The organism is Pseudomonas sp. CP-1 (assembly GCF_021213715.1).
Classification (GTDB): domain Bacteria; phylum Pseudomonadota; class Gammaproteobacteria; order Pseudomonadales; family Pseudomonadaceae; genus Pseudomonas; species Pseudomonas aeruginosa.
Genome location: NZ_JAJQKY010000014.1, coordinates 36,169 through 50,747, shown reverse-complemented (window position 1 = coordinate 50,747; position 14,579 = coordinate 36,169). Strand labels below are relative to the sequence as shown.

Sequence of the window (14,579 nt, the reverse complement as noted above, 5' to 3'; positions counted from 1 at the left end):
GCTGCGCGGACGACCTTTCGGGCGCCGCGCCCGGGCCCTGCGTGACACGTCCCGGGCCTGACGTGGCGTGGCGTGTGCTAAAGTTCGGCGAATATTCATACAACGCTCGCCAAGGGCGGACCATGACGAGGGAGGTGGGGCTCCCGGTCCGTTCGAGGAGCACTGCGGGGCATCATGCGGCACTGGCTGATTCTCTTTCTTCTTGCGTTGCCGTGCCTGGCGGGTGCGGTGAGCTTCAACGAGCAGGTCGAGCGCCTGCCGCTGGGGCAGTCCATCGACGTGTTCGAGGACGTGCGCGGTAGCGCCGATATCAACGACATCACCTCGCGGGCCATCGACAGCAGCTTCCGCCGCCATGACAAGGACGTGCTCAATGCCGGCTATTCGCGCTCGGTGTTCTGGTTGCGCCTGGACCTGGACTACCGGCCGGTCGCCTCCAGCGATCCGCGCACCTGGCTGCTGGAGTTGGCCTATCCGCCGCTGGACAAGCTCGACCTCTACCTGCCCGATGGCCAGGGCGGCTACCGCCTCGCCCAGCGCACCGGCGACACATTGCCGTTCGCCAGTCGGCCGATCCGGCAGAACAACTACCTGTTCGAACTCGGCCTCGAGCCGAACAAGCCGCAGCGTGTCTATCTGCGGCTGGAAAGCCAGGGATCGATCCAGGCGCCGTTGACCCTGTGGTCGCCCAAGGCCTACCTGGAGGAGCAGCCCGAACGCATCTATGTGCTCGGCATCATCTATGGCGTGCTGCTGGTGATGCTGATCTACAACCTGTTCATCTTCCTCAGCGTCCGCGATACCAGCTATCTCTACTACATCCTCTATATCGCTTCATTCGGGCTCTACCAGGTCTCGGTGAACGGCGCCGGCATCGAGTACTTCTGGCCCGACAGCCCCTGGTGGGCGAACGCCGCCACGCCATTCCTGATCGGTTCGGCGGCGCTGTTCGGCTGCCAGTTCGCGCGCAGCTTCCTGCATACCCGCGACCACAGCGTGTGGGTCGACCGCGGCCTGCTGGCGCTGATGGCGGTCGGCGCGCTGGTCATGCTGATGGCGCTGACCATGAGCTACGCCGTGGCCCTGCGCCTGGCCACCTACCTGGCGCTGGCCTTCACCGGCCTGATCTTCGCCGCCGGCATCCTCGCCTGGCTGCGCGGCATGCGCGTGGCGCGCTATTTCATCATCGCCTGGACCGCCTTCCTTCTCGGCGGCATCGTCAACACCCTGATGGTCCTCGGCTACCTGCCGAACATGTTCCTCACCATGTATGCCAGCCAGATCGGTTCGGCGCTGGAGGTGGGCTTGCTGTCGCTGGCGCTGGCCGACCGGATCAACGCGATGAAGGAGGAGCGCGCGCGAATCCTCCAGGAGTCCAGCCGCAAGCTGGAAGCGCTGAACCAGGAACTGGCCAACAGCAATCGCCTGAAGGACGAGTTCCTCGCCACCGTCACCCACGAACTACGCACCCCGATGAGCGGGGTGATCGGTTCGCTGGAGCTGATGCAGACGGTGCCGATGGACGTCGAACTCGCCGAGTACCAGCGCACTGCCGCCGGTTCGGCGCGGGACATGATGCGGATGGTCAACGACATCCTCGCCCTCATCGAACTGCAGGCCGGCAAGCTCTACCCGCGCCGCGAGCCGTTCAGCCTGCGCGGCCTGTTCGACAGCCTGCGCGCGCAGTACGCGCCGCGCGCCGAGGAGAAGGGCCTGCGCTTCGCCCTGCAACTGGACGACAGCCTGCCGGACACCCTCGAAGGCGATGCCGGCAAGCTGGCCCAGGCGCTGGGCTACCTGGTCGACAATGCGATCAAGTTCACCGCCAGGGGCAGCGTGACCCTGCGCGTCGCCGCCGGGCGTACCCATGACGGGGTGGCGCTGCGGGTGGAAGTGATCGACACCGGCATCGGTTTCGACATGGCCGCCGGCAGCGACCTCTACCAGCGTTTTGTCCAGGCCGACAGCTCGTTGACCCGTGGCTACGGAGGCCTCGGCATCGGCCTGGCGCTGTGCCGCAAGCTGGTGGAGCTGCTTGGCGGCGAGCTGACCCACGAGTCCCGGCCGGGACAGGGCAGCCGCTTCCTCCTGCGCCTGCAACTGACCCAGCCGGCCCAGGGCCTGGCGCCGCCCCCGCGGCGCGCCGGCGGGCAGGCGGTGCGGCGTCCCGAGGAGTGCACCGTGCTGGTGGTGGAGGACAACGCCATCAACCAGTTGGTGACTCGCGGCATGCTGCTCAAGCTCGGCTACCGGGTGCGCACCGCCGACAACGGCAGCGAGGCCCTGGAGTTGCTGGCGCGCGAGCGGCCGGACGGCGTACTGCTCGACTGCCAGATGCCGGTGATGGACGGCTTCGCCACCTGTCGGGCGATCCGCGCGCTGCCCGGCTGCGCGGAACTGCCGGTGCTGGCGTTGACCGCCCACAGCCACAGCGGCGATCGCGAGCGCTGCCTGGCGGCGGGCATGAGCGACTACATGGCCAAGCCGGTCAAGTTCGAAGAGTTGCAGACCCTGCTGCACGATTGGCTGCTGTGCCAGCCGATCGTCACCAAGTCCGCCTGAAGCCTTTCCGCGGCTGGCTGAAATGCCGGCCTGCGCGACCTGTATGTCTCTTTAGGCAAAGCCTGAAGCGTGATTCACTGGGAAAAAGTGAATCCGGATTCAGTCATGGTCTATCGTGTCACCGAACGCCGCCTGCAACGCGATTCCGCGCTGCGCGAGCGCATCCTCCAGCTAGGCCTGCGGCGTGTCGCGGAGGGCGGTTTCGCCGCGCTGACCATGCAGGCCCTGGCCGACGACGCGGGGATCGCCACCGGCAGCCTGTACCGCCACTTCCGGGGCAAGGGCGAGCTGGCGGCGGAAATCTTCCGCCGCGCCAGCCAGCGTGAGGTCGATGCCCTGGCCGTGGTCCTGCGCGGTCCCGGCGCGCCCGCCTGGCGCCTGGCCGAGGGCTTGCGGCGCTTTGCCGCGCGCGCCTGGAGCAGCCAGCGGCTGGCCTTCGCCCTGATCGCCGAGCCGGTGGATCCTGAAGTCGACGAGCAGCGCCTGCGCTATCGCGAGGCCTACGCCGCACTGTTCGTCGAACTGCTCGAGGAGGGCCGGCGCAGTGGCGCATTCCAGCTTTCCCTGGTGCCGCTTGCCGCGGCCTGCCTGGTCGGGGCCATCGCCGAGGCGCTGGTCGGCCCCTTGTCTCCCCCGGCGCGCGCCGCTCGCGACAGCGGCCAGCCGGAACCGAGTCTGGAGCCGGTGAGTACGGCTCTGGTGAACTTCTGCCTGCGCGCGGTGGGCGCGCCTGTCTGCGAGGAACCCTCATGAACCTGCACCAGTACGCCGAAACCCACGAAGTGACCAACCAGGTACCGTCGCTGGATGGTGCCAACCTCTACCGCCTCGACCTGCCTCTCCAGGAGTGGGTGCGTCGCTACCAGGGCGGCTGGGCCGAGGAGCGCCTGCAGCGCTACGGCGAGCTGGCCGGCGGCCCGCTGATGGCGGCCGGCTTCCTGGCCAACCAGCACAAGCCGGAGTTCCATAGCCACGACCGCTACGGCAACCGCGTCGACCTGGTGGAGTTCCACCCCGCCTACCACGAGCTGATGCGCGCCGCCATCGAACACGAACTGCCCTCGCTGCCCTGGACCGACCCGCGCCCCGGCGCCCAGGTGGCGCGGGCCGGGCTGTCCTACCTGCACAGCCAGGCGGAGGCCGGCACCGGTTGCCCGTTGACCATGACCTACGCCAGCGTGCCGGCGATTCGCCTGCAGGCGGACCTGGCCGAGAAATGGCTGCCGAAGATCCTCTCCCGCGAGTACGACCCGCGCAACGTGCCGATGGAGCAGAAGGCGGGCGTCACCATCGGCATGGCGATGACCGAGAAGCAGGGCGGCACCGACGTCCGCGCCAATACCACGCGGGCCTACCCGGTGGGGATTCCCGGGCCGGGGCAGGCCTACGAACTGGTCGGGCACAAGTGGTTCTGCTCGGCGCCGATGTGCGACGCCTTCCTCACCCTGGCCTACACCGACAAGGGCCTGACCTGCTTCCTGCTGCCGCGCCACCGGCCGGACGGCAGCCGCAACCAGTTCTACATCCAGCGCCTGAAGGACAAGCTGGGCAACTGGTCGAACGCCTCCAGCGAAATCGAGTATCGCGGCGCCCTGGCCTGGATGGTCGGCGAGGAGGGCCGTGGCGTGCCGACCATCATCGAGATGGTCGCCATGACCCGCTTCGACTGCATGATCGGCTCCAGCGCATTGATGCGTCAGGCGTTGACCCAGGCTGCCCACCATTGTGCCTACCGCAAGGTCGGCGGGCGGGTGCTGGCCGAGCAACCGCTGATGCAGAACGTGCTCGCCGACCTGGCCCTGGAAAGCGAGGCGGCGCTGGCCCTGACCCTGCGCATGGGGCATGCCCTGGACCGTGCCCACGACGAGCAGGAGGAGAAGTTCGCCCGCCTGGTCACCGCGGTGGGCAAGTACTGGATCTGCAAGCGTGCCCCGGCGATGATCAACGAAGCCTCCGAATGCATGGGCGGTGCCGGCTACGTCGAGGAAACCATCCTGCCGCGGCTGTACCGCGAGGCCCCGGTGAACTCGATCTGGGAAGGTTCCGGCAACGTGCAGTGCCTGGACGTGCTGCGTGCCCTGTCGAAGGAGCCGGGGGTGCTCGACGCGTTGTTCGCCGAACTGGGCGACGGCCATGGCGACGCCCGTCTCGCCGCGCACATCGGCAACCTCAAGGCGGCCTTCGCCGACACCGCCGACATCCAGTACCGCGCCCGCCAGCTCACCGAGGACGTGGCGATCGCCTTGCAGGCCAAGCTGTTGCTGGAAGCCGGCAACTCCGCGGTGTCCGACGCCTTCATCGGCAGTCGCCTGGGGGACGGCGGGCGGGTCTACGGCACCCTCCCGCGCGGCGTCGAGGTCGAGGCGCTGTTGGCTCGCGCCACCCCGCACCTGGCCTGAGGCGCGTCGCGATGCAAGCGCATCCGCGCTACCGGGAGCTGGTCGAGCAGGGCTTCGCCGCGGCCAGTTTCGTCGGCGACCTCGGCATCCGTCCGCTGGACTGCGGGCCGGGTTGGGTCGAAGCGGGGCTGGACATCCTGCCCCGCCACGCCCAGCAGAACGGCTTCATCCATGCCGGGGTCCAGGCGACCCTGGCCGACCATGCCGCCGGGGCCGCCGCCGCGACCCTGGTGGAGGAGGGGCAGACGGTGCTGAGCCTGGAGTTCAAGCTCAACCTGTTGCGCCCGGCGCTTTGCCAGCGCCTGTTGTGTCGCGCCGAGGTGCTCAAGGCCGGGCGCCAGGTGACGGTGGTCGAGGCCGAGGTGTTCGCCGAGCGGGACGGTCGGCGGCGCCTGTTCAGCAAGGCCACCGTGACCATGGCGGTGGTGGCGCTGGCCGAATGAGGTAACGGGAGAAAAGCGCTGTGTTTTCCTGTCGGTACAGGCAAGATGTTTTCCATGCGAACCGACAGGAAGCCCACCATGAGTATCGATTCCGACGACGGGTTCGTCGTCGCCCGCACGGCCGAGGAGGCCGTCGACCGTCTTGCCGAGCTGCACCGCCAGGCCACCGCGGCGCTGAGCCAGGCGCTCAAGCGCTACATCAAGGAGCGCATCGAGCCGAGCGAGGCCGAGCGGCAGAACTTTCACTACCCGCAACTGCGCATCGGCTACCGCTGCCAGGGCGAGGTGCCGTCCACCACCCGCGCCTACGCCAAGGTCCAGGTGCCGGGCGAATACAGCGTCACCGTCACCCACCCCGACGCCTTCCGCAAGTACCTGCTGGAACAGTTGCGTCCGCTGATGGACGATTTCACCGTGCAGGTGCAGGTCGGCCCGAGCCAACAGGACATCCCCTATCCCTACGTGGTCGAGCAGGGCGACGAGCTGGCCGGCTCCGGGGTGACCGCCGCCGAGCTGGCGCGGGTGTTCCCCAGCACCGACCTGTCCGCCGCTTCCGACGACATCGCCGACGGCCTCTACGAATGGGAACGCGCCGACCAGTTGCCGCTGGCGCTGTTCGACGCCGCGCGGGTGGACTTCTCCCTGCGCCGCCTGGTGCACTACACCGGCAGCGACTGGCGCCACGTGCAGCCGTGGATCCTGCTGACCAACTACCACCGCTACGTCGACCAGTTCATCCGCCTCGGCCTGACCCGCCTGCGCGAGGACCCGCGCTTCGTGCGCATGGTCCTGCCGGGCAACGTGATCATCGAGCGCGGGATGGACGAAGGCGAGGCCAACGCCATCGTCGCCGGGGTGGTCTGGCACCGCTACCAGATGCCGGCCTACCACCTGATCGCCGCCGATGGCGACGGCATCACCCTGGTCAACATCGGGGTCGGCCCGTCCAACGCGAAGAACATCACCGACCACCTGGCGGTGTTGCGTCCGCATTGCTGGCTGATGATCGGCCACTGCGGCGGCCTGCGGCAGTCGCAGACCATCGGCGACTACGTGCTGGCGCACGCCTACATGCGCCGCGACGGCATCCTCGACCGCGCGCTGCCGCCGCACATCCCGATCCCGGCGCTGGCCGAAGTCCAGGTCGCCTTGCAGGAAGCCGCCGCCGAAGTCACCGGCGAGCGCGGCGAGTCGCTCAAGCGACGCTTGCGCACCGGCACCGTGCTCACCTACGACGACCGCAACTGGGAGCTGCGCTGGGCCCAGGAGCGGCCACTGATCAACCTGGCGCGGGCCATCGCGGTGGACATGGAGAGCGGCACCATCGCCGCCCAGGGCTACCGCCTGCGGGTGCCCTACGGCACGTTGCTGTGCGTCTCGGACAAGCCGCTGCACAGCGAGATCAAGCTGCCCGGCTCGGCCAACGCCTTCTATGAGCGCGCGGTGAACCAGCACCTGCGGATCGGCATCGCCGCCCTCGACCTGTTGCGCAGCCAGCTCAACTCGCTGCACTCGCGCAAGCTGCGGAGTTTCGACGAGCCGCCGTTCCGTTGATCGGACGCGCCCCGGTTTCCGCGCGGAAACCGGGGCGCGCTTCTACGCCTCGCGGCGCCGAGGCCCTACAATGACGGCCCTTCGCCCTGCGTGGAACCGCGGCGCCTTCTGCCGGTCGGAACGACCACGCCTGCCATCGATGTGAGCCCCATGCCGTTCAGCGCCCCCACTCATCTCAGCAACCCGCTCCGTCGCTTCGCCCGCCGCCTGGTGCCCGATGCCGCGCCGGAAGTGGCAGCGCCGTTGCCGATGCCGGAAAGCCTGGCCGGCGAACCGTGGTTCTCGGTCGGTCGGGCGGTCGAAGCCCTCGGCGGCGAGCGGGTCGACGGCTGGATCCTGGAAGAATGGCGCGGCCTGGCCCTGCGCGCGCGTTTCAGCGCTTGCTGGCGCGATCCGCGCGGCAACCTGTGGAATGTCCTGCCGCAGGCGGGCGCCATCGCTTTTCTGGCAGACCCGCAGCGGCGCTACGAAGGCGTGCCGCTGGCCGACCAGTACCAGGCGCTCAGCCGCGATGTCCTGCTGGAAGACTACCTCGGCCTGCGGCGCCAACTGGCCCGCGCCGGCCTGGACGACGAGGCCCGCGAGCGCCTGGCCGGGATGGCCGCGCGCCTGGAAAGCTGGCTGGCCCTGGGCGGCCGTGGCGACCAGGCTTGTCCGTGCGGCAGCGGCAAGCGCTACCGCAACTGCTGCTCCCGCCTGGTGGCCCCGGCCTCCTGAGCGACGTTGCGCGGTGCGACGCGCCACTGTTCGCCGGGTTTCGGCGTGCCGAAGGTCGCCGGGTCCACGCCTTGGCTGCGCAGCGCCGCCTGGAGCGCCTTGGGCGGGTCGTCCTGCTGTTCGTCGGTGAGATTGAAGGTACCGAAGTGGATGGCCATGCTGGTCTGCGCCTGCAGCGTGCGATGGGCCTGCACCGCGTCGTCGGGATTCATGTGGTGGTCGCGCATGAACCAGCGCGGCTCGTAGGCGCCGATCGGCAGGGCGGCGAAGCGCATCGCCCCGAAGCGCTGGTTGATCAGCCCGAACTCCGGGCCGAGCCCGGTATCGCCGGGAAACAGCAGCGGGCCGTCCGGCGAGTCGATGACGAAGCCGAGCCAGAGCGTGCGGTTGGTGTCGCTGCGGGTGCGCGACGACCAGTGCTGCACCGGTACGCCATGCAGCGTCAGGCCAGCGCCCAGCGGCACGGCCTGCCACCAGTCGATCTCCACGACGTCGGCGAAACCTGTCTGGCGGATCAGCCCGGCGTTGCCCAGGCCGCTGACCACCTTGGCCGTCGGCCAGCGCCGGTGGAGCTGGCGCAGGGTTTCCAGGTCGAGGTGGTCGTAGTGGTTGTGGCTCACCAGCACCAGGTCGATCGGTGGCAACTGGTCGAGCGTCAACCCGGGCGGATGGTGGCGCTTCGGGCCGATGAAGGCGAGCGGGCTGACCCGTTGCGACCAGACCGGGTCGGTGAGGATGTTCAGGCCGCGGTGCTGGATCAGCAGGGTGGCGTGGTTGATGTAGGTGACCCGCAGTTCTTCGCCGCGGGCGCGCTCGTTCACCCTTGGCGGCGTTGCCGTCGGCGGCAGGGCGACCCACGGGCGTTGCGGCGGGCGGTTCCACTGCCACTTGAGCAGGTCGCGCAGGCTCTTGTGCGCGGTCGGCTGGATATTGCGGAAACGTTCGCCGTCGAAATGGTCCGAAGGCGGACCCTGATAGGCGCTGCCAGCGCAGCCGGCCAGGGTCAGCAGGCTGATCAGCCAGGTGGGACGCAGGGAGGGCATGAGGGGATGCTCTTGCGGTCAGGCTCTCGGACAACCTAGCATGCCGCCCGGTACCCCGATCAAGCCAACTCGTTTCCAGTCATGTCCCGTCCCCCGCGTCCTTCCCCGCGTCATCCCGTCCGCCCTGCGCCACGCCGGGTGGCCAAGGCGCCGCCGAGCGAGCCGAAGCTGCTGCTGTTCAACAAGCCGTTCGACGTACTGACCCAGTTCAACGACGAGCAAGGGCGCTCGACCCTCAAGGACTTCATCCCGGTGCCGGGCGTGTATCCGGCCGGGCGCCTGGACCGCGACAGCGAGGGCCTGTTGCTGCTGACCAACGACGGTCGCCTGCAGGCGCGCATCGCCGACCCCCGGCACAAGCTGCCGAAGACCTACTGGGTGCAGGTCGAAGGCACGCCGGACGAGGAGCAATTGCGGCGCCTGCGCGAGGGCGTGACGCTCAACGACGGCCCGACGCTGCCCGCCGAGGCGCGTCTGCTGGATGAGCCGACGTTGTGGGAGCGGGTGCCGCCGGTGCGTTTTCGCAAGTCGGTGCCGACCCACTGGCTGGAACTGGTGATTCGCGAGGGGCGCAATCGCCAGGTACGGCGGATGACGGCGGCGGTGGGCTTGCCGACGCTGCGGCTGGTGCGGGTGCGGATCGGCCCCTGGAGCCTGGACGGCCTGGGCCTCGGGGAATGGCGGGAAGTGCCGGCGCGGCTGGACTGACGAGAGGGGCGTCGTCCAGCGGGCGCGGAACGATCAGTAGTACGACTTGATCACGGCGATGCCACGACCCATCACGTCGCGCCAGGCGTCGCGGGTCTCGGCGTCGCAGTCGCGGTCGTGCTCGGCGACCGCCATCAGCAGGGCGTCCAGCCACAGGTCGTAGAGTTCCGGGCGGATATCCAGCGCGGCGCGCGAATGGCTGGCACCGAGGGCGCGCAGCTTGCTGTCGGACATGCCGCGGGCGTACATCACCAGGTTCATGATCCCGGCACGCAGCAGGTGTTTCTGCGCAGTCATGTCGGTGGTGGCGAACTTGGCGCGAATCTGCGGGGAACTGGCAAGGAAATGCCGGTAGAAATCATCGAAGAATCCGGTGCTGGCACAGCAGCGTCCATAACTCTGCATGACGCGGTCGGCGGCGTTCATGGCGACTCCCTTGTTCTAGGCAATGGCAAGGCGAGCCGGCCCCGTTGGCCGGGGCCGGCGGATGATTACGAGTGGTTGGATGACGCGCGTGGCGCCGGGGTTACATGCCCGCGCCTTCGAGGCTGCCGATGACCAGGCCCTTGATGATGAAGCCCAGTACGCCCAGGCCGAGGGCGAAGAACAGGATCAGGGTTCCGAACTTGCCGGCTTTCGACTTCTTCGCCAGGTCCCACACGATGAAAGCCATGAACAGGATAAGCACGGTCACCAGACCGGTCATCATCCACTCTTCGAACAGTTCGGGATCCATTGGCAACCTCCGGATTTTCAAGCAAACGAAGTCCGGCTCGCGGTCGGACGGAGCGTGCCATGGGGGGCGGGCAAGGCGTTTATCGTTCTACGAGCAGGCTGCTCTTTATATGCGGGGGCCACGCGGGCATGACAACTGAAACAGGCTGCCGATTATACGGCATGCCGCCTGTTCCGTGTCATGTCCCAGGTCTCGCTACGATCAATCGCGCAGGTGCTCCAGCGGCAGTTCGGTACTCGCCAGCACCTGGTTGAGGACGAAGCTGGAGCGCACGCTGGAGACCCCTTCGATGCGCGTCAGGGTACCCAGCAGGAGCTTCTGGTAATGGTCCATGTCCGGCACCACGACCTTCAACTGGTAGTCCGCGTCCATCCCGGTGACCAGGCTGCACTCCAGCACTTCCGGGCATTTGCCGATGACTTCCTGGAAATGTTCGAAGCGTTCCGGGGTGTGTCGGTCCATGCCTATGAGGACGAAGGCGGTGAGGCTCAGGCCGAGTTTCTTGCGGTCCAGCAAGGCTACCTGGCGGACGATGTAGCCGTCGTCCTCGAGCTGCTTGACCCGTCGCGAACAGGGCGATGGCGACAGGCCTATCCGTTCTGCCAGTTCCTGGTTGGAGATGCGTGCGTCGCGCTGGAGTTCTTCGAGGATACGCAGGTCGTAGCGATCGAGTTTGTTCATGGCGAGGATTTCTTTCAGGTTGATTGCCATTGGCAAGGTGAATTTGAGTGATTTATTGCGCAATCAAGGTTCTGGTGAGCAATATTAGCAATCATTGGTCGCGCCTGGCGACGTATTCTTTTACCCAGATTCACGGCCCGGACATCTCGTCCATCACGGCTCGCCCAATCAGGCCAGCCGTGGCCGCCGACCTTACAGGGTTGCGCCGGCCTCCGGGTTGCACACCGCCCAGAAGGTGGAGTGAGGTGAGCCGTCGCCAACAGCGCCGAGCCAGGACAGTTACCCCAGAAGGGAGGTCGACGGGCCTCCCTTTTTCTTTGCCCGCGATCCGGCCCGTGCCGCGCTTTTACCCATTCTTTACCCGGCGTTTACCCACCCTTGGCGGAAAACGGCGGAAAGTCGTTCCCGGGATCATTCGAACGTGGCCGGGCGACCAGGCCCGGGGCGAGGCAGACGATGAACGGTGGATGGTGGCGAATGCTCGGGGTGGGCGCTCTCTCGCTGAGCCTGTGCGTCCAGGTGCAGGCCGACGACGGCCGAGGGGGACGCGGCGGACCCGGCGGCGAGCGCGGTGTTGCCCACGGACAACCGGGACCTGGCCGCGGCGAAGCGCATGGCGGCAGTTGGGGACCGCATCCCGACTGGCGTCCGGGCCGGGTGGTGGAGGCCTTGCCGCGCGGACACCTGCGGGTGCCCTATCGCGGCGGCGAGTATTTCTTCCACGACGGCTACTGGTACCGACCCGACGGCCCGCGCTATGTGCTGGTCGTGCCGCCCCGCGGGGTGCGCGTCCGCAGCCTGCCGCCCTATGCGGAGCAGGTCTGGCTGGGCAGCGTGCTGTACTTCCTTGCCGCCGGCACTTACTACCTGTGGCATGCCGACACCCGCGAGTACGAAGTGGTCAGCCCGCCGCCGCGGGCAGCGGGACCCGTTTATCCGGTCAGCGGGCCGGCCGCCAGCTACGACGTGGTGGCCTACCCCGCGCGCGGCCAGGGGCCCGACCAGCAGGGCCGCGACCGCTACGAGTGCCACCGCTGGGCGGTGGGCGAGAGCGGCTTCGACCCGGCGGGGGCGACCTACGCGCCGGCCGCCGAGGTCGCCAACGACTACCGCCGGGCCATGGCCGCCTGCCTGAGCGGGCGCGGCTACAGCGTCAACTGACGGTTTCCTTGCCGACCACTTCCTGCGGGTCGGCATGGATCAGCACTTCGGCCTTCGGGTATTCGCGCTTGATCGCCAGCACTGCGCGGTCGGTCAGGGCGTGGGCCACCGACAGGCTCAGCTCGCCGGGCAGTTCGAGGTGCAACTGGACGAACCAGTGGTTGCCGGAAATCCGCGTGCGCACGTCGTGCGCGCCGAGCACTCCCGGCACGCTGCAGGCGAGTTCGCGCATGCGCTCGCTGATGTCGGTAGGCAGTTCCCGGTCCATCAGGATCGACACCGACTCGCGAGCGATCTGCAGGGCGCTCCAGAGGATGTACAAGGCGATGCCCAGGCCGAACAGGCCGTCGCTCTGTGGCCAGCCGTAGCGGGCCAGGAGCAGTGCCACGAGGATGCTGGCGTTGAGCAGCAGGTCCGAGCGGTAGTGCAGCGAGTCGGCGCGTATCGCGGTGGAACCGGTGCGGCGGATGACGTGGGTCTGGAAGGCCAGGAGAAGGGCCGTGAGCAGCAGCGACAGCAGCATCACCGCGATGCCCCAGGTGGCCGCGCCGAGGGGCTGCGGGTCGCGCAATTGCTCGACCGCCTGGATAGCCACCAGCACCGCGCTGGCACCGATGAACATGGCCTGGGCCAGGCCGGCCAGGGCCTCGGCCTTGCCGTGGCCGTAGCGGTGGTCGTCGTCGGCCGGGCGTAGCGAATAGTGCACCGCCAGCAGGTTGAGCAGCGAGGCGGCACTGTCCAGCAGGGAGTCGGTGAGGCCGGCGAGCAGGCTCACCGAACCGCTCAGCCACCAGGCAATGGCCTTGCCGATGACCAGGGTGACGGCGACACCGAGCGAGGCCAGGGTGGCCAGGCGCAGCAGGCGGGCGTGGGGGGAATCGGGACTCATGGGGCGCTTCTGGCAGAAGGGACGGCGCCACTGTAAACCAACCGGGCGGCGACCGGGCACTGACGCACGGTCGCGCTCGGAGGGCGGATCAGGCGGCCGGCTTCAGGCCATAGGCCGCCAGTTGCTCGACGCTGCCGCTGTGGCGGATGAGGCGCGGGTCGTCGAGCGGCAGTTCACGGCCGATCTCGCGTTCGAGGATGGCCTTGAGCTTGCGGTTGTCGACCTTGCCGTCCGCGCCGACGGCATCCTTGAGCACTTCCGGGGCGACCGAGTACTTGGCGTCGGGCAGGTAGATGGCGCCGGTGGCGAAGTCGACGCCGAAGGCGATCAGGCCGGGGATGATATAGAACAGCAGGCCGATGGCGTCGAAGGCGACGATGGCCGGATCGATGCGACCGTCGATCTGGCCGCGTCGCTCGGGGTAGAACAGCGTACCGCAGGCCGACAACTGGCTCAGCAGGGCTGCACTGAGAACGGCACAGGAAACGCGGGTGGCAAGGCGCATGTATGACCTCCGGGTGAACATGACGGCGAACTATAGCAATCGACCAGCGTTCGGCAATCTTCTGCCGCGACGATGACGATAAGACCGTCGAAAGCGCCTGCCGGTTCGCCGGTATACTTCCTCGGTCAGTCCGGAGCCAGCATGATTTCCCTACCCATCGACGCCGTTGTTCCCGCCCTGCGCCAGGCCCTTGGCGCACAACACCAGGCCGTCCTGGAAGCCCCGCCGGGTGCCGGCAAGACCACCCGGGTGCCGCTGGCCCTGCTCGACGAGCCCTGGCTCGCCGGCCAACGCATCCTCATGCTCGAACCGCGACGCCTGGCGGCGCGGGCCGCGGCCGAGCGGCTGGCCGCCGAGCTGGGCGAAAAGGTCGGCGAGACCGTCGGCTACCGGATCCGCCTGGAGAGCAGGGTCGGCCCGAAGACCCGCATCGAAGTGGTCACCGAGGGTATCCTTGCCCGTCGCCTGCAAGACGACCCGGCGCTGGACGGTGTCGGCCTGGTGATCTTCGACGAATTCCACGTTTTGCCATTTGCACAGAAATACCACTGATTCTTGTCAAAAATAAGGGGCTCTCTATCTCCCTAAGCACTGTTTCTCATGTTTGACCAACGCCAATGTTTAGCTCAAAGCCAAGCTTTCCCTGATAGCTCAGTGCATCCTACTGCTCACTTTGATCATCATGGTCAAGTCGGGCTCACACCAAGATTAGGAGGGGAGGTTGTAGATGATCGAGCTGATTTGGCAGGCTCAAGGGGCGAACGAGGCAGTTTGTTGCCCATCTCATAGGTCAGCTTAGGCACCCCCTTCCAGGAGGCCCGGACATCTGATCAAGAATTTGGTGATCAAGGAGCAAGCCTTACCTCGATCCAGCCAGCCCTGCCTCTGTCAGCTCTGTATGCACCCGCGACAACAGCTCTTCTGAACTCACCCCTGGCTCTGCTTTCAGGTAGCCCGCCACCAGAAGAGTCACCGGATGCACCCCCATCACTGAAGCCAGTTCATCGATCTTGTCGACGGTCGGGCTATACATACCCCGCTCCAGCGTACTCATGTAAGTCCTGCCGCTGACCTCAGAGAAATCTTCCTGGCTCAGACCTTTTTGCTTGCGCATGGCTCGGAGAGCTGCGCCGAGCCCCTCTTTAAGATTCATAACCCAATTTTGAATAGTGGAAATTGGG

General features: G+C 67.4%; 15 protein-coding genes and 1 pseudogene. 9 read left to right on the top strand and 7 right to left on the bottom strand.

What is annotated here, in order from left to right; translation table 11 throughout:
- Positions 1 to 174 precede the first annotated feature (174 nt).
- From ladS to LT948_RS23730, 6 genes are all read left to right on the top strand, one after another.
- Entirely contained in the window at positions 175 to 2,562 is a 2,388-nt protein-coding gene (gene ladS / locus LT948_RS23755; protein ID WP_003093145.1) for a hybrid sensor histidine kinase/response regulator LadS, read from the top strand.
- Between the two features lie 105 nt (positions 2,563 to 2,667).
- Positions 2,668 to 3,315 (top strand): TetR/AcrR family transcriptional regulator, encoded by a 648-nt coding sequence (locus LT948_RS23750; RefSeq protein ID WP_003093144.1) that lies wholly within the window; start codon positions 2,668 to 2,670, stop codon positions 3,313 to 3,315.
- A complete protein-coding gene (locus LT948_RS23745; protein WP_003122024.1) occupies positions 3,312 to 4,961 on the top strand; it encodes an acyl-CoA dehydrogenase family protein in 1,650 nt (549 codons plus the stop codon). Before LT948_RS23750 ends, LT948_RS23745 begins: the two co-directional genes overlap by 4 nt.
- A gap of 11 nt (positions 4,962 to 4,972) precedes the next feature.
- Positions 4,973 to 5,404 carry a PaaI family thioesterase gene (locus tag LT948_RS23740; protein WP_003137711.1) on the top strand — a complete coding sequence of 144 codons (432 nt, stop codon included), beginning with the start codon at positions 4,973 to 4,975 and terminating at the stop codon, positions 5,402 to 5,404.
- Between the two features lie 54 nt (positions 5,405 to 5,458).
- Complete coding sequence (gene amn, locus LT948_RS23735; RefSeq protein ID WP_003119204.1) at positions 5,459 to 6,958, top strand: AMP nucleosidase; 1,500 nt, start codon at positions 5,459 to 5,461, stop codon at positions 6,956 to 6,958.
- Between the two features lie 150 nt (positions 6,959 to 7,108).
- Positions 7,109 to 7,675, top strand: a complete 567-nt coding sequence (locus LT948_RS23730; protein WP_003161869.1) for an SEC-C metal-binding domain-containing protein — start codon at positions 7,109 to 7,111, stop codon at positions 7,673 to 7,675.
- On the opposite strand, the gene LT948_RS23725 is transcribed toward LT948_RS23730, so the two are convergent.
- Complete coding sequence (locus tag LT948_RS23725; RefSeq protein WP_003132531.1) at positions 7,633 to 8,718, bottom strand: MBL fold metallo-hydrolase; 1,086 nt, start codon at positions 8,716 to 8,718, stop codon at positions 7,633 to 7,635. The two genes, LT948_RS23730 and LT948_RS23725, sit on opposite strands and share 43 nt — an antisense overlap.
- A gap of 138 nt (positions 8,719 to 8,856) precedes the next feature.
- Between LT948_RS23725 and LT948_RS23720 the strand changes: the two genes are divergently transcribed.
- Positions 8,857 to 9,426 carry a pseudouridine synthase gene (locus LT948_RS23720; RefSeq protein WP_003114324.1) on the top strand — a complete coding sequence of 190 codons (570 nt, stop codon included), beginning with the start codon at positions 8,857 to 8,859 and terminating at the stop codon, positions 9,424 to 9,426.
- 33 nt (positions 9,427 to 9,459) lie between these two features.
- Here LT948_RS23720 and LT948_RS23715 read toward each other — a convergent pair whose 3' ends face one another.
- The 3 genes from LT948_RS23715 to LT948_RS23705 form a co-directional block, all read right to left on the bottom strand.
- Entirely contained in the window at positions 9,460 to 9,852 is a 393-nt protein-coding gene (locus LT948_RS23715; RefSeq protein ID WP_003093127.1) for a globin, read from the bottom strand.
- A gap of 100 nt (positions 9,853 to 9,952) precedes the next feature.
- Positions 9,953 to 10,162, bottom strand: a complete 210-nt coding sequence (locus LT948_RS23710; protein WP_003093125.1) for a DUF2788 domain-containing protein — start codon at positions 10,160 to 10,162, stop codon at positions 9,953 to 9,955.
- A gap of 201 nt (positions 10,163 to 10,363) precedes the next feature.
- On the bottom strand, positions 10,364 to 10,843 hold the full coding sequence (locus tag LT948_RS23705; protein WP_003106063.1) for an Lrp/AsnC family transcriptional regulator: 480 nt from the start codon (positions 10,841 to 10,843) through the stop codon (positions 10,364 to 10,366).
- 477 nt (positions 10,844 to 11,320) lie between these two features.
- On the opposite strand from LT948_RS23705, the gene LT948_RS23700 reads away from it, so the two are divergent.
- Positions 11,321 to 12,004 (top strand): DUF6515 family protein, encoded by a 684-nt coding sequence (locus LT948_RS23700; RefSeq protein WP_023980206.1) that lies wholly within the window; start codon positions 11,321 to 11,323, stop codon positions 12,002 to 12,004.
- Here the strand turns inward: LT948_RS23700 and fieF are convergent.
- Entirely contained in the window at positions 11,997 to 12,893 is an 897-nt protein-coding gene (gene fieF / locus LT948_RS23695) for a CDF family cation-efflux transporter FieF (protein ID WP_003093118.1), read from the bottom strand. The two genes, LT948_RS23700 and fieF, sit on opposite strands and share 8 nt — an antisense overlap.
- Positions 12,894 to 12,981: 88 nt before the next feature.
- Entirely contained in the window at positions 12,982 to 13,398 is a 417-nt protein-coding gene (locus tag LT948_RS23690) for a hypothetical protein (RefSeq protein ID WP_003093116.1), read from the bottom strand.
- Positions 13,399 to 13,539: 141 nt separating this feature from the next.
- Between LT948_RS23690 and LT948_RS23685 the strand changes: the two are divergent.
- Positions 13,540 to 13,920 (top strand): annotated as a pseudogene (locus LT948_RS23685) (DEAD/DEAH box helicase); the annotation flags it as partial.
- Positions 13,921 to 14,257: 337 nt separating this feature from the next.
- Here the strand turns inward: LT948_RS23685 and LT948_RS23680 are convergent.
- On the bottom strand, positions 14,258 to 14,551 hold the full coding sequence (locus LT948_RS23680; RefSeq protein ID WP_033995718.1) for a helix-turn-helix domain-containing protein: 294 nt from the start codon (positions 14,549 to 14,551) through the stop codon (positions 14,258 to 14,260).
- Positions 14,552 to 14,579: the final 28 nt, after the last annotated feature.

What these genes read in the sequence shown, in the direction of transcription:
- ladS (WP_003093145.1), top strand. Translation starts at nt 175, where the DNA reads ATGCGGCACTGGCTGATTCTCTTTCTTCTTGCGTTGCCGTGCCTGGCG.
- LT948_RS23750 (WP_003093144.1), top strand. Translation starts at nt 2,668, where the DNA reads ATGGTCTATCGTGTCACCGAACGCCGCCTGCAACGCGATTCCGCGCTG.
- LT948_RS23745 (WP_003122024.1), top strand. Translation starts at nt 3,312, where the DNA reads ATGAACCTGCACCAGTACGCCGAAACCCACGAAGTGACCAACCAGGTA.
- LT948_RS23740 (WP_003137711.1), top strand. Translation starts at nt 4,973, where the DNA reads ATGCAAGCGCATCCGCGCTACCGGGAGCTGGTCGAGCAGGGCTTCGCC.
- amn (WP_003119204.1), top strand. Translation starts at nt 5,459, where the DNA reads ATGCGAACCGACAGGAAGCCCACCATGAGTATCGATTCCGACGACGGG.
- LT948_RS23730 (WP_003161869.1), top strand. Translation starts at nt 7,109, where the DNA reads ATGCCGTTCAGCGCCCCCACTCATCTCAGCAACCCGCTCCGTCGCTTC.
- LT948_RS23725 (WP_003132531.1), bottom strand. Translation starts at nt 8,718, where the DNA reads ATGCCCTCCCTGCGTCCCACCTGGCTGATCAGCCTGCTGACCCTGGCC.
- LT948_RS23715 (WP_003093127.1), bottom strand. Translation starts at nt 9,852, where the DNA reads ATGAACGCCGCCGACCGCGTCATGCAGAGTTATGGACGCTGCTGTGCC.
- LT948_RS23710 (WP_003093125.1), bottom strand. Translation starts at nt 10,162, where the DNA reads ATGGATCCCGAACTGTTCGAAGAGTGGATGATGACCGGTCTGGTGACC.
- LT948_RS23705 (WP_003106063.1), bottom strand. Translation starts at nt 10,843, where the DNA reads ATGAACAAACTCGATCGCTACGACCTGCGTATCCTCGAAGAACTCCAG.
- LT948_RS23700 (WP_023980206.1), top strand. Translation starts at nt 11,321, where the DNA reads ATGCTCGGGGTGGGCGCTCTCTCGCTGAGCCTGTGCGTCCAGGTGCAG.
- fieF (WP_003093118.1), bottom strand. Translation starts at nt 12,893, where the DNA reads ATGAGTCCCGATTCCCCCCACGCCCGCCTGCTGCGCCTGGCCACCCTG.
- LT948_RS23690 (WP_003093116.1), bottom strand. Translation starts at nt 13,398, where the DNA reads ATGCGCCTTGCCACCCGCGTTTCCTGTGCCGTTCTCAGTGCAGCCCTG.
- LT948_RS23680 (WP_033995718.1), bottom strand. Translation starts at nt 14,551, where the DNA reads ATGAATCTTAAAGAGGGGCTCGGCGCAGCTCTCCGAGCCATGCGCAAG.